21 protein-coding genes and 1 pseudogene are annotated in these 20,664 nt (G+C 69.7%); 10 read left to right on the forward strand and 12 right to left on the reverse strand.

Annotated elements, in window-relative coordinates; genetic code table 11:
- Both K6I33_RS07700 and K6I33_RS07705 read right to left on the reverse strand, forming a co-directional pair.
- The coding region (locus tag K6I33_RS07700) for a winged helix-turn-helix domain-containing protein (RefSeq protein WP_229349150.1) at nucleotides 1-493 on the reverse strand (493 nt) is incomplete at its 3' end.
- Between the two features lie 160 nt (nucleotides 494-653).
- The gene (locus tag K6I33_RS07705; protein WP_229349152.1) at nucleotides 654-1,655 is read right to left on the reverse strand and encodes a streptomycin biosynthesis protein; all 1,002 of its coding nucleotides are present in this window, start codon (nucleotides 1,653-1,655) and stop codon (nucleotides 654-656) included.
- Between the two features lie 267 nt (nucleotides 1,656-1,922).
- Here K6I33_RS07705 and K6I33_RS07710 point away from each other — a divergent pair, with 267 nt between their 5' ends.
- Both K6I33_RS07710 and K6I33_RS07715 read left to right on the forward strand, forming a co-directional pair.
- Complete coding sequence (locus K6I33_RS07710) at nucleotides 1,923-2,372, forward strand: helix-turn-helix domain-containing protein (RefSeq protein ID WP_229349154.1); 450 nt, start codon at nucleotides 1,923-1,925, stop codon at nucleotides 2,370-2,372.
- A gap of 53 nt (nucleotides 2,373-2,425) precedes the next feature.
- A complete protein-coding gene (locus K6I33_RS07715; protein ID WP_229349156.1) occupies nucleotides 2,426-3,184 on the forward strand; it encodes an alpha/beta hydrolase in 759 nt (252 codons plus the stop codon).
- A 10-nt stretch (nucleotides 3,185-3,194) separates the two neighbouring features.
- Here the strand turns inward: K6I33_RS07715 and panD are convergent, their stop codons facing one another.
- From panD to K6I33_RS07735, 4 genes are all read right to left on the reverse strand, one after another.
- Nucleotides 3,195-3,611 (reverse strand): aspartate 1-decarboxylase, encoded by a 417-nt coding sequence (gene panD / locus K6I33_RS07720; RefSeq protein ID WP_229349202.1) that lies wholly within the window; start codon nucleotides 3,609-3,611, stop codon nucleotides 3,195-3,197.
- Nucleotides 3,612-3,683: 72 nt separating this feature from the next.
- Nucleotides 3,684-5,780, reverse strand: coding sequence for a SpoIIE family protein phosphatase (locus K6I33_RS07725; protein WP_229349158.1), 2,097 nt, complete (start codon nucleotides 5,778-5,780; stop codon nucleotides 3,684-3,686).
- 186 nt (nucleotides 5,781-5,966) lie between these two features.
- On the reverse strand, nucleotides 5,967-6,530 hold the full coding sequence (locus K6I33_RS07730) for an ATP-binding protein (protein ID WP_229349160.1): 564 nt from the start codon (nucleotides 6,528-6,530) through the stop codon (nucleotides 5,967-5,969).
- 333 nt (nucleotides 6,531-6,863) lie between these two features.
- A complete protein-coding gene (locus K6I33_RS07735) occupies nucleotides 6,864-7,520 on the reverse strand; it encodes a DUF4360 domain-containing protein (protein ID WP_229349162.1) in 657 nt (218 codons plus the stop codon).
- Between the two features lie 417 nt (nucleotides 7,521-7,937).
- Between K6I33_RS07735 and K6I33_RS07740 the strand changes: the two genes are divergently transcribed.
- Nucleotides 7,938-8,297, forward strand: a complete 360-nt coding sequence (locus K6I33_RS07740) for a helix-turn-helix domain-containing protein (protein ID WP_229349164.1) — start codon at nucleotides 7,938-7,940, stop codon at nucleotides 8,295-8,297.
- Between the two features lie 93 nt (nucleotides 8,298-8,390).
- Here K6I33_RS07740 and K6I33_RS07745 read toward each other — a convergent pair whose 3' ends face one another.
- Nucleotides 8,391-9,221 carry a hypothetical protein gene (locus tag K6I33_RS07745; RefSeq protein WP_229349166.1) on the reverse strand — a complete coding sequence of 277 codons (831 nt, stop codon included), beginning with the start codon at nucleotides 9,219-9,221 and terminating at the stop codon, nucleotides 8,391-8,393.
- A 312-nt stretch (nucleotides 9,222-9,533) separates the two neighbouring features.
- The gene (locus K6I33_RS07750; RefSeq protein WP_229349168.1) at nucleotides 9,534-10,094 is read right to left on the reverse strand and encodes an NADPH-dependent FMN reductase; all 561 of its coding nucleotides are present in this window, start codon (nucleotides 10,092-10,094) and stop codon (nucleotides 9,534-9,536) included.
- A 215-nt stretch (nucleotides 10,095-10,309) separates the two neighbouring features.
- Here K6I33_RS07750 and K6I33_RS07755 point away from each other — a divergent pair, with 215 nt between their 5' ends.
- Nucleotides 10,310-11,152 (forward strand): S9 family peptidase, encoded by an 843-nt coding sequence (locus K6I33_RS07755; RefSeq protein ID WP_229349170.1) that lies wholly within the window; start codon nucleotides 10,310-10,312, stop codon nucleotides 11,150-11,152.
- A gap of 371 nt (nucleotides 11,153-11,523) precedes the next feature.
- On the opposite strand, the gene K6I33_RS07760 is transcribed toward K6I33_RS07755, so the two are convergent.
- Nucleotides 11,524-11,724, reverse strand: a complete 201-nt coding sequence (locus K6I33_RS07760; protein ID WP_229349171.1) for a hypothetical protein — start codon at nucleotides 11,722-11,724, stop codon at nucleotides 11,524-11,526.
- A gap of 746 nt (nucleotides 11,725-12,470) precedes the next feature.
- On the opposite strand from K6I33_RS07760, the gene K6I33_RS36265 reads away from it, so the two are divergent.
- Both K6I33_RS36265 and K6I33_RS07770 read left to right on the forward strand, forming a co-directional pair.
- Nucleotides 12,471-12,845 (forward strand): restriction endonuclease, encoded by a 375-nt coding sequence (locus K6I33_RS36265; protein ID WP_308297082.1) that lies wholly within the window; start codon nucleotides 12,471-12,473, stop codon nucleotides 12,843-12,845.
- A 170-nt stretch (nucleotides 12,846-13,015) separates the two neighbouring features.
- On the forward strand, nucleotides 13,016-13,225 hold the full coding sequence (locus K6I33_RS07770) for a hypothetical protein (RefSeq protein WP_229349173.1): 210 nt from the start codon (nucleotides 13,016-13,018) through the stop codon (nucleotides 13,223-13,225).
- A gap of 207 nt (nucleotides 13,226-13,432) precedes the next feature.
- Here K6I33_RS07770 and K6I33_RS07775 read toward each other — a convergent pair whose 3' ends face one another.
- A complete protein-coding gene (locus tag K6I33_RS07775; RefSeq protein WP_229349175.1) occupies nucleotides 13,433-14,257 on the reverse strand; it encodes an alpha/beta fold hydrolase in 825 nt (274 codons plus the stop codon).
- A 445-nt stretch (nucleotides 14,258-14,702) separates the two neighbouring features.
- Complete coding sequence (locus K6I33_RS07780) at nucleotides 14,703-15,629, reverse strand: exonuclease domain-containing protein (protein WP_229349177.1); 927 nt, start codon at nucleotides 15,627-15,629, stop codon at nucleotides 14,703-14,705.
- A 564-nt stretch (nucleotides 15,630-16,193) separates the two neighbouring features.
- Here K6I33_RS07780 and K6I33_RS07785 point away from each other — a divergent pair.
- From K6I33_RS07785 to K6I33_RS07800, 4 genes and pseudogenes are all read left to right on the forward strand, one after another.
- Nucleotides 16,194-16,613: a hypothetical protein gene (locus K6I33_RS07785; RefSeq protein ID WP_229349179.1), complete on the forward strand. Its 420-nt coding sequence runs from the start codon at nucleotides 16,194-16,196 to the stop codon at nucleotides 16,611-16,613.
- Nucleotides 16,613-18,694 carry a hypothetical protein gene (locus K6I33_RS07790; protein ID WP_229349181.1) on the forward strand — a complete coding sequence of 694 codons (2,082 nt, stop codon included), beginning with the start codon at nucleotides 16,613-16,615 and terminating at the stop codon, nucleotides 18,692-18,694. The genes K6I33_RS07785 and K6I33_RS07790 overlap by 1 nt, the downstream gene beginning before the upstream one ends.
- Before the next feature lie 329 nt (nucleotides 18,695-19,023).
- Nucleotides 19,024-19,479 carry a hypothetical protein gene (locus K6I33_RS07795; protein WP_229349183.1) on the forward strand — a complete coding sequence of 152 codons (456 nt, stop codon included), beginning with the start codon at nucleotides 19,024-19,026 and terminating at the stop codon, nucleotides 19,477-19,479.
- Between the two features lie 30 nt (nucleotides 19,480-19,509).
- Nucleotides 19,510-19,710, forward strand: a pseudogene (locus K6I33_RS07800) (XRE family transcriptional regulator); the annotation flags it as partial.
- Nucleotides 19,711-19,923: 213 nt separating this feature from the next.
- Here the strand turns inward: K6I33_RS07800 and K6I33_RS07805 are convergent.
- Nucleotides 19,924-20,649 carry a 5-formyltetrahydrofolate cyclo-ligase gene (locus K6I33_RS07805; protein WP_229349185.1) on the reverse strand — a complete coding sequence of 242 codons (726 nt, stop codon included), beginning with the start codon at nucleotides 20,647-20,649 and terminating at the stop codon, nucleotides 19,924-19,926.
- Nucleotides 20,650-20,664 lie beyond the last annotated feature (15 nt).

The raw sequence follows: 20,664 nt of genomic DNA on the forward strand, positions 1-20,664 counted from the left end.
CGCCCACCCCGTCCAGCGCCGGCCCCCGCCACAGCCCGAGGGCGCGCCGGTACAACTCACCGGCCTCCTCGGCACCAGCCGAAGCGGCCACGTCGACCAGCGCATCAAAATCGAGCACGTCAACACCGACGTGCTCGACACACAACCGGTATCCCGAAGGAGCCCCGACGATGAGCGGCTCCACATGCCCGGCGGCCCGGAACACCGCACGCAACGCCCGGACGCACAGGGCGATCTGAGGACGCGCGGACAGGGGCGACCGTTCGCCCCAGATCGCGTCGGCGAGAGTGCGGACGGAAACCACCCGCCCCCGGGCGAGAGCGAGCAAAGACAGAACAACACGCTGTCTGCGCCCGTCGACAGCGACGGACCGCCCGCCGACACCGGCGGCCACGGGCCCCAGCAGAGCCAGCGAGACAGGGGCGGCGCCCCGGGGCGCGCCCTGCGAGGCCCCCGCACCGGTCGTGGTCGTGATCGTGGTCGTGCCGGTCACCGTCCCGGTGCTCATCGCTGTACCTGCCCCCGTGTGCGCGGCGGAGCCGCGTGCGTGCTCTGATCCCCGCACGGCCGGTGCCGGCGGGCTGTGCGTACAGGCCTGTGCGCCGCCACGGCCACCGCCGCCGTGACCGCCACGGCCTCCGCCACCGCCACCGTCACCCGGCTTGGCGCTCGAGCTCGGTGGCGAAGCGCAGCCAGGACGCGGCACAGTGCCGGGCGGCCTGGGCCACGGACTGCCGCCGGTGGGCGGGCACCGCGTCGAGGAGCCGGCGCCAGCGGTCGCCGCCCATGGCGTGGGCGTTGAGCAGGCGCAGCAGGGTGCGACCGCCGTCGGTGAGCCGGAGCGAGGGGTCCATGTGGAGCCTCGACAGGGAGGACGAGGCGTCACGCGTCGCCGTGGCGACCGACGCGGTGGCGACGGCCGCGACGTCCCCCGCAGGGGAAGTGGGAGCACCCGCACGAGGAACATGAGGAGCACCCGTATCCCGCCGCTCCGCGTCCCGCAGTTTCTTGGGCACCGGATCCTGCCCGAGCGCCAGCCGCAGCCGGACGTCGCGCGCGGTGCCGACGGCGATGCCGGCGTCGTGGGCGATCTCGCGGAGGCTCGCCTCGGGCCGGGCGGCGATGAGCGCTCCGGCGCGGCGCCGGCCGTCCGCCGCGTTGAGCGGGCGGACCCGGCCGTCGCGGCCGGTGCGGGTCGTGGCGGGTGGGGCGGGGTGGCCGGTGCGGCGGCGCAGGGAGGCCACCGTGCTGGCGGCCAGGCCCGCCGCCGATGCGATCAGCCGGTCCGACCAGTGTGGATGGCTCCGGATGATGCGCTCGGCGGCGGCCGACCGGTCCGCCCGGGTGAGGGGAAGACCACCCGGCCGGGTGTTCGCCCGGACCGCGTGGACGAACGCGTCCTCCTCGCTGCCCTCGAAGAACCGGACCGCGATCCGCTCATCCCCCCGTAGACGAGCGGCTCGCAGCCGGTGCATTCCGTCGACGACCCGCAGGGTGGCGCGGTGGACGACGATGGGCGGCAGGGGGCTGTCCAGCCGGGCGATGGCCTGGACGTGACGGGGGTCCTCCCCCGACAGCCGCGGTGACGCCGCGGGCAGCAGGGATGTGAGGGGAAGTACGACGGTGTGCCGCTGATCCGGCCCCGGAACCGTCACGAAACCCCCTCCAGAAGAACCTCCGGCCGACGGCGGATCAGGCCCGGTGGACACGGTGCCGCAAGGCCCCGCCCCCGCCAACTGGTGACCGACCGCCCTCTCGGGCTGTCCAACACCAGTCGATCCGCCGACACCGAGGACGCTAGGCAGCGAGCGCGCTCGCTGTCAACCGCGTTATGCGCCCCGGCACATGACCGTGCACGACTCGGCACGTGGCGGCGCGCGTCGGCCCGTAAGCTAGATTGACCGCGGGAGGGAGGTGCGATCATGAACGATTCCGAAGCCAGGGCCGCCCGGACGCTGGCGGACAAGCTGAACCACCTCTTCCGGACAGTGGTGCCCGACGGCCGGGAGCCGTACACCACGGAGGAAGTGGCGCGGGCGATCACCGCCGGGGGCGTGTCGATCTCCGGCAGCTACATCTGGCTGTTGCGGAAGGGGCAGCGCAGCAATCCGACGCTGCGGCATGTGGAGGCGCTGGCGAAGTTCTTCGGCGTGCCCCCGGCCTATTTCTTCGACGACCAGGTGACGGAGACGGTCAACGCCGACCTGGGCCTCCTGGTGGCGCTGCGCGAACCGCAGGTCCAGCGCGTGGCGCTGCGCGCGGCCGGGCTGTCGGCGGAGAGCCTGCACTCCATCAACGAAGTGATCGAGCGCGTACGCGAGTTGGAGGGCCTTCCGACGAACCGCGCCACCCCGCCCGAACAGCGGGCCTGACGCCTCCAGCACGACCGCCTCCAGCACGACCGGAAAGAACCACGAGAAGCACCGTGACCGCCGCCAGCCCCGCCCCGAGCGCCGAGACGGTCACCATGCCGCACGGCAAGTCCCTCGACGTCCACCGCCCCGCGCCGGGTGCCGGCCGGCCGCCCGTCGTACTGCTCTGGCACGGGGTCGGCCCCGACGAGCGGGACGTCATGCGGCCGTTGGCCGAGGCGGTCGCGCGCGAGGGGCTGCTCGTCCTCGTGCCCGACTGGCGTTCCGACGAGCCGGACGGCGGCCGGGCGCAGTTGCTGGCGTCGCTGGAGTTCGCGCGGGCGCGGGCGGCGGAGCTCGGGGGCGATCCGGAGCGGCTCGTGCTGGCGGGCTGGTCGGCCGGCGGTTCGGCCGCGGTGGGCGTCGCACTGCGTCCCGAGGTCGCCGCCGGCCACCGTCCGATGGCCGTGGTGAGCATCGCTTCGCGTTATGACCTCCCGAACCGGACGACGGGCACGGTCCCCCTGGCCGACCTGACCGACCTGACCGAGGCGACCGGCCTCGCCGAGGCGACACCCGCACCGATGATCACCCTGGTGCACGGCACGGCGGACGCCCTGATCCCGGCCGCGCGCTCACGGGAGCTGCGGGACGCCCTGGCCGCACGCCACTGGCCAGTGGCACTGGAGGAGCCGGTGACGGACCACGCGGGCGTGATCATGACGGAGTACGACCCGGCGGCGGGCCGCTGCCGGTCGAGCGAGAACCCCGGCGTACTCGCGGCCGGACGGGCAACGGCCCGGGCGATAGCCCGGGCCGCCGAAACGCAATAGGCGTAGAACCTCAGCCCGCGACCAGATCCCCCCGCGAGAGCCCCGACCCCTCCGGAACCGCGGCCGGGTCGCTGCCCAGGTCGACGGCCCGGTTCCGCTCGTCGACGAAGACGACGCTCGGCTGGAAGGTACGGGCCTCGGCGTCGTCCATGGTGCCGTAGGCGATGATGATGACGAGGTCGCCGGGGCTGATCAGCCGGGCCGCCGCGCCGTTGATGCCGAGCACGCCGGAGCCGCGCGGGCCCTCGATGACGTAGGTCGACAGACGGGCGCCGTTGTCGATGTCGACGATGTCGACCTTCTCGCCGGGCAGCAGATCGGCGGCTTCCATCAGATCGCCGTCGATGGTCACCGAACCGACGTAGTGGAGGTCGGCCTGGGTGACGGTGGCGCGATGGATCTTGGACTTCATCATGGTGCGCAGCATGGGCATGCTCGGCTACTCCTGGAACTCGGCTCCCTGCCCGCGTTGTTGCAGGTCAAGGGCTGTCCCTTCACTCTACAACGAGCTGCGGACCCGGGCGATGAGCAGGGCGACGTCATCCTGGTCGTTGTCCTCGCGGAGCTCGGTGAGCAGCAGGTCGCAGGTGGCCTCCAGGTCGAGCCGGTGGCGGTCGAGGAGGTCGACGAGGACCTCGAGGCGGGTGTCGATGTCCTCGTCGCGGGTCTCGACCAGTCCGTCGGTGTAGAGGATGAGCTGGTCGCCGGGGGCGAGCGGCACGCCGACGCTCTCGAAGGGGACGCCGCCCACGCCCAGCGGCGCGCCCGTGGGCAGGTCCAGCAGGACGGGCCGGAGCCCGGGCCGCATCAGGACCGGGGGCAGATGGCCGGCGTTGGCGACGCGGCAGCGTGCCTCGCGGTGGTCGTAGACGGCGTAGACGCAGGTGGCGATGGTCTGGTCGAGACCACTGGCGGTGCGGTCGAGGTGGTGGAGCACCCGGCCGGGGTCGAGGCCGAGGCCGGAGAGCGTACGGGCGGCGGTGCGCAGCTGGCCCATGGCCGCGGCGGCGTTGATGCCGCTGCCCATGACGTCCCCCACGACGAGGGCGCTGCGGGCGCCCTCCTGCGGGATGACGTCGAACCAGTCGCCGCCGACCTGGACGGCCGCCCCGGCGGGCTGGTAGCGGTAGGCGACCTCCAGGCCGACGAGGTTCTGGGGCCGCTGGGGCAGCAGGTTCCGCTGGAGGGTGAGGACGGTGGCGCGCTCGCGCTGGTACCAGCGGGCGTTGTCGATGCAGACGGCGGCGCGGGCGGCGAGCTCGCCCGCGAGGACGGCGTCGTCCTCGCCGAAGGGCTCGGGGTTGGTGATGCGTTTGAGGTCCAGGGCGCCGAGCACCTCGCCCCGGGCGATCAGCGGTACGGCCAGGTAGGAGTGGAGCCCGGCGCGGCCGAGGAGCTCGGCGGACGTGGCGTCGCGGGCGATCCGGCGCAGGTCCGCGGGGGCCACGTGGGTCAGCCGGACGGGCCGGGCGGTGTTCACGCACCGGGCGACCAGGCGGTCGGGGTCGTATCTGGCGATCTCGCCGGGCGGGTCGGCCGCCCGTACGGCGTCGGCGACGGCGTCGGCGACGACACCGCCGCCGGCCGAGGCGACGGCGAGGGCCCGGAAGACGGCGGCCCGTTCGTCCGGCGGGGTGGCGTTGCCGTGGAGGGCGGTGTCGAGGATGTCGACGGCCGCCACGTCTGCCAGGCCGGGAACGACGACCTCGGCCAGTTCCCGGGCGGTCTGGTCGAGGTCGAGGGTGGTGCCGATGAGCACGGACGCGTCGGCGATCAGGGCCAGTCTGCGGCGGGCCTCGGTGGCGGCCCGGTGGCGGTCGGTGATGTCGACGTCCGAGGTGGCCAGCCCCATCGGGCGGCCGGCGGGGTCCTCCAGCCGGTAGCAGGAGACGAGCCGGGCCCGTTCCCCCTCGGCGGCGTCGGCGGTGGGCCCCACGCTGAAGTGGTCGACCAGGGGGACGCCGGTCGCGAGGACCCGGCGCATGGCCCGTTCCACCGCGTCGGCCTCGGCGGCGGGCAGGAAGGGCAGGGCCTCGCGCACGTGGCGGCCCACGTAGGCCCGGGCGGGCAGGCCGTGGATGCGTTCCAGGGCCGGGTTGACCATGACGTACCGCAGTTCGGTGTCGAGGATGGCGAGCCCGATCGGGGACTGGGCGACCAGCCGCAGCGACAGGGCCAGGTCCCGCTCGACGTCCCGCAGGATCTCCTGGTCGGTGGCCATGCCGAGGGCGTAGACCCGGCCGTCCTTGTCCTCCAGCCGCATGTTGCGGAACTCCAGCAGCCGGGTGACGCCGTCCTTGTGCCGGGCGGGGAAGACCCCGGCCCAGCTGCCGCCGCCGCCCATGACCTTGGCGAAGAGGCGCAGGACCTCGTCGAGGTTCTCCTTGTCCACCAGGAGCTGGGCGGCGTACTGGCCCAGGGCCTCGGAGGCGGTCCAGCCGAAGAGCTCCTCGGCCTGCGGGCTCCACAGGACGATCCGGCCGTCCTCGTCGAGGACCACCGCGGCGACGCTGAGCACGTCCAGCAGGCTGCCGGGCGCGTAGGGGGTGCCTCTGGCCCGGCCCGGGTCCGGCCGGAACGCGTCGGTCGTACCCATCCGAGGTCCTCCTTCCGCCCGCTCGGGGTGGTGCGGCGGCCTCGCGCCCGGGTGTGCGCCCGGTCCGTCTCCCGGTCCTCCCTCGTCTCGCCCGCCTCGCCTCGTGCCGCGCCGCAGCGTCTTCCATGTTCTCTCCGAACCCGCCCACCGCGCAGCCGCGGCCGCGGGGGGGAAGGGGCAGGAGGGTCAGCCGAGGGGAACGGCTCCGGGCAGCGGAAGGGTGAACCAGATCGTCTTGCCGCCGCCGGAGGTGTGATGGCCCCACTCGGCGGCCAGCTGCTCGACGAGCCACATACCCCGGCCGTTCTCGCTGTCCAGGCCCGCCTCGGCGCACAGCGGCAGCCGGCCGCCGCCGTCGGTGACCTGCACGACCAGCTGGGCGGGGGTGCGGCTGAGGGCGAGCCGGACCTCTCCGGCGCCCTCGGGCACATGGACGATGGCGTTGGTGACCAGCTCCGACAGGAGCAGGACGGTGTCGTCGGCGAGCTCGTCGAGGCCCCACTCGGCCAGCAGGCCCCGGGAGAAGCGGCGGGCGGCCGCGACGGAGCGGGGCGAGGAGGGCAGGGAGACCGCGCCGGAGGGCGGCGGGCCCGGGGGCGTCAGGCGGGCCGTCCGGAAGGACGGCGGGCTGTGCACGCACCAGGGGACCCCGTGGCCCCACTCGCCGAGGAATCCCCAGGGACGGGTCGTCCACGCGGCGATCGGCTCGTGGGCACTCGGGATGGCGTCGGCCGTATGCGAGTGACTCATGGTGTCGCGTCGGAATGCAGGCATCGGGCTCTGGACGTTCGAGGGTGTGCGAAGGGCGCCGGACGACGGGTCGTCCTGTGCCCCGCCACGGCCCGGGGGGCGCCGTGCGGGCGGTCTTCGCGAGGGATTCCCCCAACATTCGCCCCGTTTCCGTCACAGGTCTATACCCTATGGGTCACCACTTCCGCACGGAACGCGATAACCGCAGGCCGGAGGGGGTGCCGGGGGTGCAAAGTCGATGTGAGCGAGACCACGGCCCGGCCGATGCCGTCCCTCGGGGTCGCAGGAGCCGCCGGGGCCCGCGCGGGGCGCGGGACCCGGCGGGGCGTCCCGTCAGGATCTGGCCGGGCACTCCTTCCACGCGAGGTGGTAGATGGTCTTGAGGCTGCCGTCCGTGGAGTCCATGGTCATAAAGCTGGTGGTCTTGGTGGGGTCGGAGGTGCCCGCGTTGACCCGCAGCTCGGTGTTGATGTTGAAGTTCCGGAGCTCGCCGCAGGGCGCCCAGACCAGCGCGGCGATGGGCACGCTGTCGGTGGCCTGCCAGTTGTCCTCGTAGGCGCCCTTGAAGGTGTGGCTGCTCGGGGTGGTGACGGGCGAGCCCTGGAAGTAGTACGACGCCTTCTCGGTGCCCGAGGCGCCGTGCTCGAGCTTGGCGTAGCCGCGGTAGTCGGCGGCGGCGATCGCGTAGGTGAAGCCCTGGGGGACGTGGACGTTCAGGTTGAGCTGGCAGTTCTTGCGGAAGTCGGTGGGTTTGGAGCCGAGGCCCACCTGGGCGAGGTATTCGCTGTAGGTGACGGTGAAGGCCGTGTTGTCGGGCGAGACCGCGACGGCGGCGGTCCCGGCCGGACATCCCGAGCCGTTGACCGTGGCGACCTCGATCACGATCTTGTCCGGCGGCGGGTTGGTGATGACGGAGGAGGCGTTGTGCGTGGACAGCGGCGCCGCGAGCAGGGTCGCGATCGCGCCCGCGGTGAAGAGTCCGGTGGGCATGGCGCTCCAATCGGTTGGGCGGCGGGAGTGATGACGTAACTCTGTGCCGGACGGCCGGGAGGGCTGGCGGCGGTGAGGGTCGCGACACGACCCAAACAAGCCATGCGCATGACAATCCACGCCCTCTTCCGGGGCCCGTAGGACTGGGAGCGTTCGCATCGTAGGGGGCGGGAAGGGGGTTGACCAGAGTCTCCGTCCCCGCCCGGCGGCGGCCCCCGCGACGCCTCCGCCAGGGTGAATTCCCGGGATCTGGCCGAAAGTTGTCGTCAACCCCGTATCGCCTGGTCACCGGGCGGGAACCGGTCCCGCCCGGTTGTCGCGGACGGGCCTTTGCGCCAGACTGGTCTTTTAGTTAGGGCTAAAGGTGGCATGCTGCACCCAAGGAAAGCCCGGAAACAGAGCTGGTTGGGGGACGACATGGCCTGGCGCAGGAGCGGTCACGAAGGCGGACACGACGCGGCGCCGGCGGGAGCCCGGCTCGCCCGGCAGACGACGGCCTCGCTGGCCGGCCTGCTCGCCGAACGGGACATGACCCGCAAGGACCTGGCCGAGCAGCTCGGCGTCTCCCCCGGCCGGGTCAGTCAGATCCTCTCGGGCGACGAGAACCTCACCCTGCGCTCACTGGCCGCCGTCGCCGAATCCCTCGACGCCACGATCGAGATCACCTTCCGGGACGCCTCCGGCGCCCACAAGCCCCACCGCGCGGACGACGACGCCGCTTCCGCCCGTCTGGAGACCGCCCCCGCCTCTCCCCTGGCCCGCACGCGCCACCGCTGAGCGACCGGGCGACCGCCTGCCGCACCGGGCCCGTCAGCCTCGGGCCCGTCGATGCCGGGCCCGTCAACCCTGGGCCCGTCAACGCTGGGCCCGTCAACGCTGGGGAACGCCCCGGGTGTCCGCGTCCGGCGCACCCGGCCCGCCGCCCATGGCCTCGTCCATGTCCGAGGGGACCAGATAGCGCTCCTTGAGAGCGAGGATCTTCTCCCCGTCGCTGCGCTTGCCGTGCGCGTGCGCGAGCTCCAGCAGATGCCGCAGATACCACTCGGCCTCCCCGAACGCCCGCTTCACCTGGCGGATCTCATCGGGCTCCGGCAGCCGGTCCTGGAGCCGGGCGGCCTTCTTGACCTTCGTCTCCACGTTGATCCATTTCTGGGCCGCCGCCCGCACCTCCTTGTGCCGCTCGTTGATCTCGCGCTTGGCGAGGGCCCGGGCCCGGCCCGTGCGGCCCTGGACGTCGACCCGCAGCAGCAGGTGCGTCCTGATGTCGTCGGCGAAGTAGTCGAGGTGCCAGCAGTCCCGGAAGCCCTCGGCCATCCGCTCGCACCAGTCGGCCCGGTCCGCCCGCAGGCGCAGCGCGAGCTGGTGGAGCAGCAGGGAGTTGCCGAGCGTGAGGACGGCCATGGCGGGGCCGCCGCCGTTGCGCTCGCCGCCCCGGCCCCGGGGGCTCACCCCCCAGCCCGTGGCGACGCCCACGGCCATCGGGGGCACGCTGGGGGTCAGGGGCAGCAGGACTCCGCTGGCCAGGGCGGCCATTCCGGAGGTCCACAGCACGACGCACAGCGCCAGCGCCGAGGAGCGCACCGTTCCCAGCAGCCTGCCGTCCTCCCGGAAGCGGAACACCAGGCACACCCAGGCCACGGGTGCGCAGACGGCGGCGGGCAGGACCCACTCGGAGATGATGGACGCCTGGTCCAGTGCCACGTCGGCTCCCGGTTTCCGAACTCAAGGGGGCGGCCGCGCCTTCGTGACACCTGCGACATCTGCGCCGAGAAGCGCGGGCGGCGGCGCCGGACCGAGCGCTTGTCCCACTCGGCTCGACAGCTTTCACTCAGCGCGCACCGCGACGACCCGATGATGTTCCCACCGTGCCGGTTACGGCGTGCGACGATCCGGCCAACCTCTGGGGGCGACCGAATGATTCACGCCATTCCCGGCCGGATGCCCGTCCCGCGGACGCCGCCGGGCCGGGGTCCGGGGCAGGTGCCCGGCCCGGCGGGTCCGGTCGGCGGAGGGTCAGCCGCGGACCTTGGTCACGACGGCCGTGACCAGGGCGGTCAGGGAGGCGCGCAGCTCCTCCTCGACGGGCAGGCCGTCCTCGCCGAGGGCGGTGTGGGCCTTGGCCACGCACAGCTCGTCGCCGACGACGTCGACGCCGCAGGCGGTCAGCACCTTGCGCAGCTCGGCCTGGGCGAACTTGGCGCCGTAGCCGCTGGGGCTGGCGCCGATGACGGCGGCGGTCTTGCCGTACAGGGCGCTGGCCTGGTACGGGCGGGAGGCCCAGTCGAGGGCGTTCTTCAGCTGGCCGGGCAGCGAGGAGTTGTACTCGGGGGTGGCGAACAGCAGGGCGTCGGCGGCGAGCATGGCCTCGCGCATCGCCCGCACACCGGCGCCCGGCGCGGCCTCGTCGTCCTCGTTGAAGGGCTCGACGGCGGCGAGGCCGTCCCACAGCTCCAGCTTCACCTCGGTGCCCGCGAGTTCACCGGCCGCGCGCAGGAGGGCGGCGTTGACGGAGGCGGTACGGGTGCTTCCGGATATCGCGAGGATGCGGACGGTGTCGGTGGTGGTGGCGGTCATGTAAACAAGTTCTCCTGATGTGACAAAAACGCCGCCTGGACGACGGCTTGACGTACTGAGGATCTGTCAACCAGGGAACGTAGCACCCACACGGCCGCGGTCCACCCCAGATCGGACGCGGCTTGCTCCGGAACGGCCGCGACGACCGGGGAGGAATGCGGTGAAGAGCCATGAATGGGACGGTCCGGTGGGTCCGCCATGAGCCGGGACACCTCATGAACCTGCGAGGCGCCATCAACAGGGGACGCGCCATGAACCGGGAGGTCCTCTTCCGGCAAGCCCCGCGCCCGTACCGCACCCTGGCCTATGGGACCCACCCGGACCAGGTCGTCGATCTGTGGCCCGCGCCCCTGGACGGCGCTCCCCTGGTGCTGATCGTCCACGGTGGCTTCTGGCGGGCCGAGTACGACCGCAGGCACATCCGCCCCATGGCGAACGCCCTGGCAGCGGCGGGGTACGCGGTCGCCGCGGCCGAGTACCGGCGCACGGGGACGCCCGGCGGGGGCTGGCCGGGCACCTTCGACGACATCGCGGCGGTGGCGGACGCGACGGCCGGGCTGGCCGCGCGCCATGGCGCTGATCCACGCCGGCAGGTCTGGGTCGGCCATTCGGCGGGCGGCCATCTCGCGCTGTGGGCGGCGTCCCGGCACCGGCTGCCGGAGGGCGCGCCATGGCACTCCGCGCGCACGGAGGCGGCCGTGCTCTGCCTGGCGGGCTGTGTATCGCCGACCCTGGCAGCGCTGTGGGACCTCGACGAGGGGGCGGCGAGGGCGCTGCTCGGGGGGACGCCCGAGGGCGTACCGGAACGTTACGCCGCCGCCGATCCGGGGTGGTTGCTGCCCACCGGGGTGCGGGTGACGCTGGTGCACGGCACGGCGGACGAGCAGATTCCGGTGGCGATGAGCCGGACGTTCGCCTCCCGGGCCCGGCGGCTGGGGGATCCGGTGGCGCTGGTCGAGCTGCCGGGGGTGGAGCACTTCGCGCTGATAGACCCACGCTCGGCCGCCTGGCCCGAGGTGCTCGCCGCGCTCGCCGCACTGGCGGAGCCGGCGCGGTAGGGGCCGCGCGGCACGGGATCCGCCCACGCGGCAGCGCGCCCGCCAACTGTTCGCGGATCCACTGCGGAGGCCACTACCGATTCGGAGCCGTTGGCGCCCTTGACGTTGGTGCTCTCTTTAGCCTGCACTCTCTCGTCAGGCCCTGGCAGGGGCAGGACAGCGGCGCCCGGAGATTCGTAGGTGCTTCGCTTTGGCCGGAGGCCATGAGGTCGGGCAGGGCCTTCATGCACGCCCATGCCCTGGGGTAGCACCTGTCGAACCCAGCGAGAGGATTGTCGGCCACAGCCTGAGGTGGGTACTCCAGAACCCGTCCAGGGCGTGGAAGTCTTCAGCGCGCTGTTACATACGACAACGACTACTGCTGCCCTGAGTCAGGCCGGAGCACTGAGCGGTCTGTGCTCGGTCACCTCCTCCACGAAGGGGGTGACCAGTGCATCGAAGTAGTCGGTGGGAAGTGCAGCGATAGCCCTGGCGCGATCGGCGACGTCGCGGGCGACCATGGCCGCTCCCGCTTCATGGACGCCGGCCCCCGTCAGCAGCCCAGGCAACTCGGTGCCACAGAAGTCCCTCATGAACGTGGAGCCAGCGTGGCGCTGTCGCCCTCGAGGCCGTGGTCATGCCCGAAGTCCCCTCCCCCAGGCGTTCGATGGCGAACCCGGCGCCGGTGAACTCTTCGAGAGAGCGTCGAAGCAGCTCCCGCCGTCGGCAAGCCAGTCAGAGCACCATGTTCGGCGTGCGCCGAGAAACGGCTGAAGCCGATGGGGCGGCCAAGCGAATGCGCTGGTAGTCGGTGGTCGTCCATATGGGACTGCGGGTTTCAGTGACCGAAAACCCACTACTGCCGGTGATCGCGTCCGGACAGATTGTCGGTGGTGCGTGCTCTCATACAACCTGCGCGGTGACATGCCAACGTCAGTAACTGGTGGGGGAGTTTCTTCATGGCGGTGCGGGTGAAGGCACACGGGTGGGGCGGTGTCCCTCTTCAGCCCGACGGTGTCCGGTGAGCCGCCGTCCGGTACGGCGTACGGCCCGGCGGCGGGCGTCCCGCCGGGCCAGGAAGAAGGACGAGCGGGTTGGCCTGCTGGTGGCCACGGTCATGGCGGTCGGGATGGTGGCTGCAGCTGTGCAGTGGCTGCTCGCGCACTGGTGGGTCCTCCTTCTCGCGGCCGTGGGCGCCGCTGTCGCCGGTGGCCTCTGGCTGCAGCAGGCGCGGCAGCGGGCCGAGTGGGAACGCGCCCGGACGCAGGCCCTGCGGATGCGCATCGCCGAGCTCGACGTACTGGATCACCGCGCCTTCGAGTTCGCCATACGGGACTTGATGCGGCGGGATGGTTGTCGGGCAGAGCGGCTGGGGGGTGCGGGAGACAACGCCTGCGACGTGCGTGCTGTCGACCCTGCCGGTCGTGTCTGGGCGATCCAGTGCAAACACCGGCGGGACGGAGACCGGGGCTCCGCCGTCGGTGTCGGAGTGCTGCAGCAGGTCAATGGCACCGCTCGACAGATCCACGGGGCAGACATAGCGGTCGTCCTCACCAACGGCCGCTTCACCTCCAAGGCCGTCCCCTGGGGACAGGAACACCGAATCCACCTCGTTGATCGCCGCTTGCTCGGCGAGTGGGCGGCAGGCTCCCGTCCTCTGTGGGATCTGCTGGATCGCATCCCGCCCGCACGTCGCCCGACTGCCCTGTCCTGACTCGCGGGGCGGGATGACGGATGCGGTGGGATGCAGCGCGGGCGTGCCGTATATCCAGCCACTGGACCGGCGCTCTGTCGCCATCCGCTGCTGATAGGGCCGCCGCAGTGCCCACTTCGGGCTATGCAGGAAGGCGGGGAAGGCAAGTGCTGGGGGAGGGGACTCGTCGGGTGACCATCAACGTGGCGCTCTTGCTGGCCATCATCATCGTCGTGCGACTGCGCCGACGCACAGAAGCCCGGAGCCGGTTCGACGAAAAGCTCACCGTGATCATTGTGCTGGTGTTCGGAGTGCTGATCGCTCCGACCAGCTTCGGACAAGGGGTACTCAACGTTGTGGGGCAGCTCGCACGGAGCATCTCGCAGAACAGCGGGTTCTGAGAGGCTCCCGACACTTTGTGCTGTTTAGGCCCATTCGGTCAGGCCGTATGGGCATCCGGACGCTGCCATCACTGCTGACGACTCCGTCGTACTCGGCGCGCGTTCCTCTGACTCTGTCGGCCTTGCCGTTGGGCACGCCCGACGGGCCCCCGCCCGCAGACCATCCCGCGGAGTGTCCCTCTGCTGGGGTGGCAGGTGCCGCAGGGACTATGAACGCCGGTTGTTCCCTTCGATGAAGCTGGTCACGCGCTCCGCGTAAGCGTCCGGGTGGCTGATGTGGGGGATGTGCCCGGCTCCCTCGAAGGTGTGCGTCTCCGCCTGGGGCAGAGCTCGAGAGAGTCGGGCGGTGATCGTGGAAAACCATGGTGGGCTCTCCGTTCCCTTCGTCAGCAGGGCCGGTCCGGTGTAGCCGGAGAGGCGGCTGAGGTCGAGGTTCGCCCACCCCGGGTCGGCCTGCTCGTCCATGAAGGTGGGGGCGTTGGTGATGAACGTTTCGCGGAGCTGTTCCGGCAGACGGTCCCAGGCCCCGGGCCCGAGGGCGATCTCCTCCGCGAACTGGCGCGCTCCCGCGAGGGTCTCGTCCGCGCGCAGGTGGGCGAGGACGGATTCGATCTTCTCTCCGGTGGCCGCCATCAGCGGCAGCAGCTCGGGATCACCGGCCACGATGCCCATGAGCGGGGGCTCGTGGGCGACGAGGCCCCGGAAGAGCTCGGGCCGCCGGGCCGCCAGGCCGAGTGCGGTCGAGGCGCCGAAGGAGTTGCCCGCGACGTACGCCGGCGCGAACCCGAGGGTCTCGATCAGTGCGGCCAGGTCTTCCTCGTCCTCGAACCGGGATCCCTGCCCTGGTGGGCGTTCGCTCTGGCTGTGCCCCCGCCTGTCGTAGACGAGCACCCGAAACCTCAGCGCGAGGGCGTGCAGCACCGGGGCCCAGCTGTCGTGGTCGCTCCAGGAACCGTGTACGAGCACCAGCGGATCGCCGTCCCCGCCCACTTCGAAGAAGAGTTCGACGCCGTTCACTCCGACCCGTGGCATACCTGGTCTCCTTACCGGCCGGCGGCGGCCGCTGGAACCAATGAGGCACCGCACGCCCGGCCGGTGCAACCGCGGTAGGCCGAACGCCGCACTTCCGGACGCCGTGTGCCCCGGAACGGATCAAGCCGCCCCGACGGAGAGGGAAGTCGGCGACGCGGGAACGCCAGAGGGCTGGACCGCTGATGCGGTCCGGCCCTCTGGGCTGGCGGAGGACACGAGATTCGAACTCGTGAGGGGCTACCCCCAACACGCTTTCCAAATGCTCCTCTGGGGGTTCGGGCGGGTGCGGGGTGGTTCTGACCCGGGGCGGACCAGTTGGCGGGTGGCTCGTTGGACCCCACCGGACGGGGGCGAATGAGACCAGATCTGAGACCACGCGGTGCCTGTTCTCGCAGGTCAAGGCACGAGGGTGGTCCCTGACAGCGGCTACAGCACGCAGCTGGGATCAGCTGCCCAGGCGGCGCAGGAACTCGTCTTCGTCCAGGACCTCGATTTCCTGGCCGGTTTCCAGGAGGGCCTGGGCCTTCTTGGCCTTGCCGCTCAGGGCGTCGCCGGGCTTGAGCTGGGTCTGGGAGGCGGAGACGAGGATGCTCGTTTTCTTGGTGACGTTCTTCTCCGGCTGGGCTCCAACCTCGGCGAGCTTGCGGAACGCCTCGTCACGGGTCATGGATGTCAGCGTGCCAGTGATACACACAGCCGCCCCGTACAGCTCGCCGTCCGGGTCGGCGTCCGGGCTCACGCCGGGTAGGGGTGTGCGGGCCCCGACACTGCGGCCCTTGTGGTGGCTGCCCTGCCATTCACCTGCCGGTGCCATCCAGCCCCATCGGACCTGATGGCCGGACAGGAGGGCGTCAAGAGAATCCGCCTCGGCAGTGCGCATTGCGGCGAGCATGACCTCAGCCGATGCTGTCGCGTCCGCGTCGGCATTGTGGTGGTTGCCGAGGACGATTTCGGCAGCATCAGCGCAGTACGGCAGGCTGTACGAGAGTAGCTTCCATGTGAGGCGGGCAATGACCTGTGAGCACGTGTATCGCAGCTCGGGCCAGGGCAAGCCCTCAGCGGTGCAGGCGGCTCGTATGACACTCATGTCGAAGCCGGCATTGTGTGCCACCAGCGGGAGATCGTTGGTAAACGCGAGGATCTCGCTCAGCGTGGCCTTCCAATTGGGCGCGCCTGCCACCGCGTCCGACGTGATGCCGTGAACAGCGACGTTGAACGCGCTGAAGTGGCTCAGGCCAGCAGGCGGCTGGATCAGCGTGCCCCAGGTATCGGTGATGCGGCCGTCGACGACTTTCGCCATGCCTACGGCACACGGGCTGCCCCGGTGCTCGTTCGCGGTCTCGAAGTCGATGGCAACCCAGGAAGAGGACATGTCGCCCACCCTCGCTGCCGAACGATCTTGAGGCAAGGGTCGGGCGTCCTTCTGGCCTGGATCTTTCGGGCTTTGTGGACTGTATGGTGCTCGCAGGGCGCGGGTCGGAGAAGGGGCCAGTCGGCCCACGGTCCGGGCCGCGACCAGGGCAAAGCCTGGCCGCGAGAACTGCTTCTCCGCCCGTCGGTGGAACGCGGCCGTCTTCTCCTCACCCGGGTCGACGCCGTACGCGTCTGCATACGTGTCACACAACTCCTTCAGCAGCGACGGAGCTTCCTCGCCGCTGTGGTGCGTCAGGGAACGTCATCGGTCGTCATGGCGGCCAGGCTAGAGTCCGCTCGCGGCAAGGAGGCAGGCGCGGCTAAGGCCATCTTGAAGAGGTGATGCGCGCCATGCTGTCCGCTGGACGACGAGGAACAAGTGCCGTCGACGGAATCCGGCCACCCGCGCATACCTGAAGCCTCGCGCAACCATCATGGACATATTATCCCCGTACAAGTCAGAGACAAGAGTGCGGACTTCGACGCTGCCGCACTGCGTCAGGCACACATGGGGGGAGCTGACGTGTCGACACCGACCGACCTTCTGATCACGGCCAGTGCTGCTATGGCAGGAGCCATGGGCACCGACGTCTGGGGGTATACCCGACAGAGCTTCGTCGACTTCTTCCGCCGCCACCGTGGTGAAGGGGCAACAGGGGAGGCCGAGGTGCTGGGGCGGCTGGACTCACTGGAACAGGCGGTGGCGGCGCTTGAGCCTGACCAAAGACCTCTGATGGCGACGGGCGTGCAGGCACCGGTGCGCGAGATTCTGGCCAGCTGCTTCGGCGAAGACCAGCCGGAAGCACTCCAGGAGTTCATCGATGCTCTCAAAGCCCAGGGCGTGGAGGCCCCGGTGATCGCGCAGCAAACGGTGACCGGGAACTTTGCCCTCGGCAGCATCAATGTCGCGGGACGTGACAACAACCTCGGAGGCGCTCGTTGATGCCGTCGCCGATCCCGACTCCGGCCGACCCCGCGATGAAGCAGAACATCAAGGACAACGTCGTCCTCGGTGACCAGAATATCGCCGGCCGGGACAACAACATCACGAACTACCTGACCGGGCTGCGACATCTCAGGCCTCGCCCGGTCAACCCGGACAAACTGATGCCGGCGAACCGCTTCGTGGGTCCGGGCGACATCTTCGACAAGGCCTCACAGGCCGTCCGCTTGCACTTCGGAGGCATGGCCAACGTCCATATTGTGGTTCTGCTCGCGCCCGAAAAATATGGCTGCCGGTCCGCCGGGCTGCGGTTGCTTGCGGCCGCGAACGTTGCGGGCGATCGTATGTTCGAGCTGCTGCCCGACTGGGACGAGCCGGATGTGGCCTGTCTGCCGGAGGAGCGCGGCACGGGCTACCTCCTCAATTTGCGCAGTGTCACGCAGCCACTCCCCGAGGCCTTCTACAGTGACCTCGTGACCTACGCGTCTACCCTGCGCAAGGTAGGCAGTTGCATGGTTATTGCCACGACGAAGGCCGCTTGGTCCCAGGCACGGGCTGGTGGGCTCCAGCCTGAGATCCTTGTGACGGAGATCGAGCGCCCCGACCCCACAGCCGTCGTCAGGAAGTACCTGGAAAGTGACGAGCGGACGCGGGATCGCTCCGGGTGGATCGACAACGAAGAGAGCGTGTTCCACGGCCTTCTGCCAGGCGACTGTGCCCCCGGTGAGGCGGTTCGGCTCGCGTCCATCATGGCGAAGGCCAAGGGCATCAGGGACGCAGAAGCCCTCGACGAGTACCAGGGCTGGGAAAGTCACTTGAGTACTGACTGGTTCGTCGGAGGCAGCGAGGGGGTCGAGACCAGAGCCGTCCGTATCGCTGGCGCCTTCCTGGATAAGGCACCCGCTGTGGCAGTGCTCAACAGCGCGGATCTCCTCCTTGCCACCCCGGAGATCAACTTCCCCAAGCCCAAGGGTGGGCTCCTTGCGATGCCGGACGCACCGAAGCGACTCGACCCAGCAGGGATGTCCTTCGATGCGGCCACCGGCACTGCGTCTCTCGTCCACGAATCGCAAGGGCCGGCGATCCTGCGGTACCTCTGGACGAAGCACCGGCAACTGACCGAAGAAGTTCTGACGCAATGGCTCCAGGACATCAGCCAAGGCCCGGCCAAGAACCATCTTGACGCAATTGCTGCAGCGTTGACACACCTCGCGGAGACCGTAGGTGTCACCCCAATATTCAATCTGGCAGAAGGGTGGCTTCGCGACGGAGGAAAGCGGCACCAAGGGCTCGTTGGCGACCTCTTGTCCGAACTCGCAGTGCATCCTGTACTTGGAAGTCAGGCAAGGGCTGAACTAGCCACTTGGGCAACCGGGAAGACGCGGCCGGAACGCCAGTGTGCCGTCGCCCAAGCCTGCTCAGGACCGTTCGGAACGGCGTACCCCAGCCAGGCCCTGACTCGGGCACGCTATATCCTCTACTCCCCGGGCACAGAGGAAGCGCGAAAAGAAGCCATCAATGCCGTACGTACACTGGCTGTTGACGACGACCTTGCGCCTCTTGTAACCGACACCGTCGTCACCTGGATCACGAACGCGGGGAAGCCGATCGGAACGGATCGGAAGGTCTTCTTCGACGTCTTCAGCGTCCCGCCAAGTGCGGATCGTTTGGAGAACGAACCACTCGCCGTGGCTCTGACGAAGCCCGGAAAAGCCGGTGAAGCGATCCGTCAGCGCTTGTTCGACGCCTGGCAGCAGGTTGTTCAGCATAGCGATGACCCTTCCCAGGTTCAACGAATTCTTCTGGGCTGGCGAGCGGGCGCGGAAACTGACTGCCTGCCGTCGGGGCCGGTGGTCGATCTCATCGTTGCGCTTGGTAGGTCTACGGGGATTGGCGGCTCCTTCATCAAGGCCGTGGTCAAGGCCAAGGGGCCGCTGAAGGACGCTTTGATTGACGCCCTCTTCACCGATTTCCTCCAGGATGTCGAGGTGGAGCACGATCCTCTGGCCGCGCCGCAGGAGACTAAGCCTGCGGAGTCGCGTCCTCACGACCCGAGTGATCCGGAGACCGGAACACAGTGATTCGGATTCTCAACTGGTCGAAGGAGCGGCGAATCTCTAATCGCCGCTCCTTCTCCGCATCTTTGGAAAGCAGGGACCGCGGGCTGTACTACGATGCGGTAATTCGTTACCGTTGGTGGCTCAATCTCGATTCTTCGGTTCCCCAGCCGCTCCTTCCGGACGCGCTGACGAGGAACCTCCTGAGAGAAGAGCTGGCGAGTGTGGCTAGCAGATACCGGCTATTGGACCAATTCGCCGCACAAGACGCTATGAACGCTTTGCTCAGCCGGGAACTCTGGGACAATGAGGCGCGAGTCCGGACGGAAGCATGCGTACGGCTTCGAATTCCCATGCCTACAAGGCGCATAGCGCTACAGAGGGCCGAAGAAGAAACGGCTCTGCGCTCTGCCTACGCCCGAGAATCGGTCAAACTCGAACTGCTACTCGATCGGCTCACGGACACGGCCCTCGGGCCTGTCTGGTGGGTTAACCGGTACGCCGACCTTCAGTTCGCCGCTGGAGACCCCGAAGCAAAGGTCCAGTCGGTCCTTGGTGCTTTCGCTGAGCTACAGAAAACACTCCATACTGCGAAGATCGATCAGACCACGGATGAAAAGCTTCTCGTCCGCCGGAAGATCGAGGAAGTGTTCAGCGTCATCGAAGATGATGAGTCTCTGTCGCTCGCACTGCAAGTCATGAACCGCACCCTCGACTACCTTGGTGTGCGTAGTACAGGAGCCGGGCCGACAGCTGTCAACGGTAAGGAGAGCAACCCGGCGCCTGGCTGGCAATCCGAGTCGGACTGAGATCCTCCGGAGCACCAGACGTCATAGGGGAATCCGCGGGTCGCGGAGATGCTCGTGGAGCGGGCGGACGAGGGCGTGAGCGTACGGCTCTGCTTCGGAAACCCGGGCGGAGCCGCTGTCGCGAAGCGCGGCGAGGAGGAAGACATCGGCGACACCTCGGCGCGAAGGTCAGAGCCTCGCTCACCTACTACCGAGGGGCTCATCGGCCACGTCGGGTGCGAGGTGCGCCTGCCCGGGAAGCTGAGCAACCTGCCGCTTTGAGAACCGTCAGGGAGATTCCCAACAACACTCGTGACATCCGGCACATTACGACTCCTCGGCCTGTTGATGACCATTGGCCGCCATTGTCAGGCGCGCAATGATCACTGTAGATACGGATACGCTCGATCTTCTGAGGTGGCGAGCTGGCAGTGAAGGGGGACGCCGAGCATGGAGACACTGCCGTTATCTACTGGCGTGCCTGTGTTGCAGTGCTGGGATCGCGGCGATCTTCTCGGGGGCCAGGTGGTCCCACAGGATGCCGCTCGGGCGGTGTGGGGCGGGGCAGGTGATGACCTCGTCGGGCGTGATGATGAGGTCCACGCTGACGTCGTGCTCGGTGGAGGGGATGGCGCCGTCCACCACCTGGAGGGGGTGGACGGTGGTGACCACCAGCGTGTCGGGGCTGATCAGCCCGGCCTCGGCCAGGAGGGCAAATTCGAGGTCGGAATAGCCGGCGCCCTTGCCTATGCGGATGCCGTCTCTGTTGACCGCGACGCTGCCCAGGACCACCAGCTGGATGGGGCTTAGGCCGTCGACGTCGGCGGTCGGGGCGACGGAGGCTGCGACGCGGCTGGAGGCGGCCTCGGTGGGTGGGACGGTGAGGGTGGCGGGGTCAAGCAGGTAGAACGGGCGAGGCGTCGCGAGCTTCGGCACGGCCATGTAGACGGTCTTGCCCTCTTCCAGGGCACGGACGCGTACGGGAAGCTGGGCCTTGTCGGGCACGGCCTTGATGGTGGTGGCCGCCTTCCACGATGGGAGAGCGGCGAGTCGGGCGGCAGCCTGGTCGGAGCCCTTGAAGTTCGGGATGCGGCCGTGGGCGGTGTCGTTGTAGGTGGCGGAGGCGGCGTCGAGGGCGTCCCAGACGCGCTGACGCACCTGCTGCTTGGCCTCGTTGTACTCGGTGGGCACCAGTGGTTCTCCTTA

The sequence above is a fragment of the Streptomyces sp. UNOB3_S3 genome (assembly GCF_020740895.1).
Classification (GTDB): Bacteria; Actinomycetota; Actinomycetes; order Streptomycetales; family Streptomycetaceae; genus Streptomyces.

Excerpts from the sequence above, each read along its gene's own strand:
- K6I33_RS07795 (WP_229349183.1), top strand. The coding sequence starts at position 19,024 with ATGCCTACAAGGCGCATAGCGCTACAGAGGGCCGAAGAAGAAACGGCT.
- K6I33_RS07725 (WP_229349158.1), bottom strand. The coding sequence starts at position 5,780 with ATGGGTACGACCGACGCGTTCCGGCCGGACCCGGGCCGGGCCAGAGGC.
- K6I33_RS07740 (WP_229349164.1), top strand. The coding sequence starts at position 7,938 with ATGGCCTGGCGCAGGAGCGGTCACGAAGGCGGACACGACGCGGCGCCG.
- K6I33_RS36265 (WP_308297082.1), top strand. The coding sequence starts at position 12,471 with ATGCGGCGGGATGGTTGTCGGGCAGAGCGGCTGGGGGGTGCGGGAGAC.
- K6I33_RS07775 (WP_229349175.1), bottom strand. The coding sequence starts at position 14,257 with ATGCCACGGGTCGGAGTGAACGGCGTCGAACTCTTCTTCGAAGTGGGC.
- K6I33_RS07710 (WP_229349154.1), top strand. The coding sequence starts at position 1,923 with ATGAACGATTCCGAAGCCAGGGCCGCCCGGACGCTGGCGGACAAGCTG.
- K6I33_RS07730 (WP_229349160.1), bottom strand. The coding sequence starts at position 6,530 with ATGAGTCACTCGCATACGGCCGACGCCATCCCGAGTGCCCACGAGCCG.
- K6I33_RS07780 (WP_229349177.1), bottom strand. The coding sequence starts at position 15,629 with ATGTCCTCTTCCTGGGTTGCCATCGACTTCGAGACCGCGAACGAGCAC.
- K6I33_RS07735 (WP_229349162.1), bottom strand. The coding sequence starts at position 7,520 with ATGCCCACCGGACTCTTCACCGCGGGCGCGATCGCGACCCTGCTCGCG.
- panD (WP_229349202.1), bottom strand. The coding sequence starts at position 3,611 with ATGCTGCGCACCATGATGAAGTCCAAGATCCATCGCGCCACCGTCACC.
- K6I33_RS07760 (WP_229349171.1), bottom strand. The coding sequence starts at position 11,724 with ATGAGGGACTTCTGTGGCACCGAGTTGCCTGGGCTGCTGACGGGGGCC.
- K6I33_RS07750 (WP_229349168.1), bottom strand. The coding sequence starts at position 10,094 with ATGACCGCCACCACCACCGACACCGTCCGCATCCTCGCGATATCCGGA.
- K6I33_RS07790 (WP_229349181.1), top strand. The coding sequence starts at position 16,613 with ATGCCGTCGCCGATCCCGACTCCGGCCGACCCCGCGATGAAGCAGAAC.
- K6I33_RS07755 (WP_229349170.1), top strand. The coding sequence starts at position 10,310 with ATGAACCTGCGAGGCGCCATCAACAGGGGACGCGCCATGAACCGGGAG.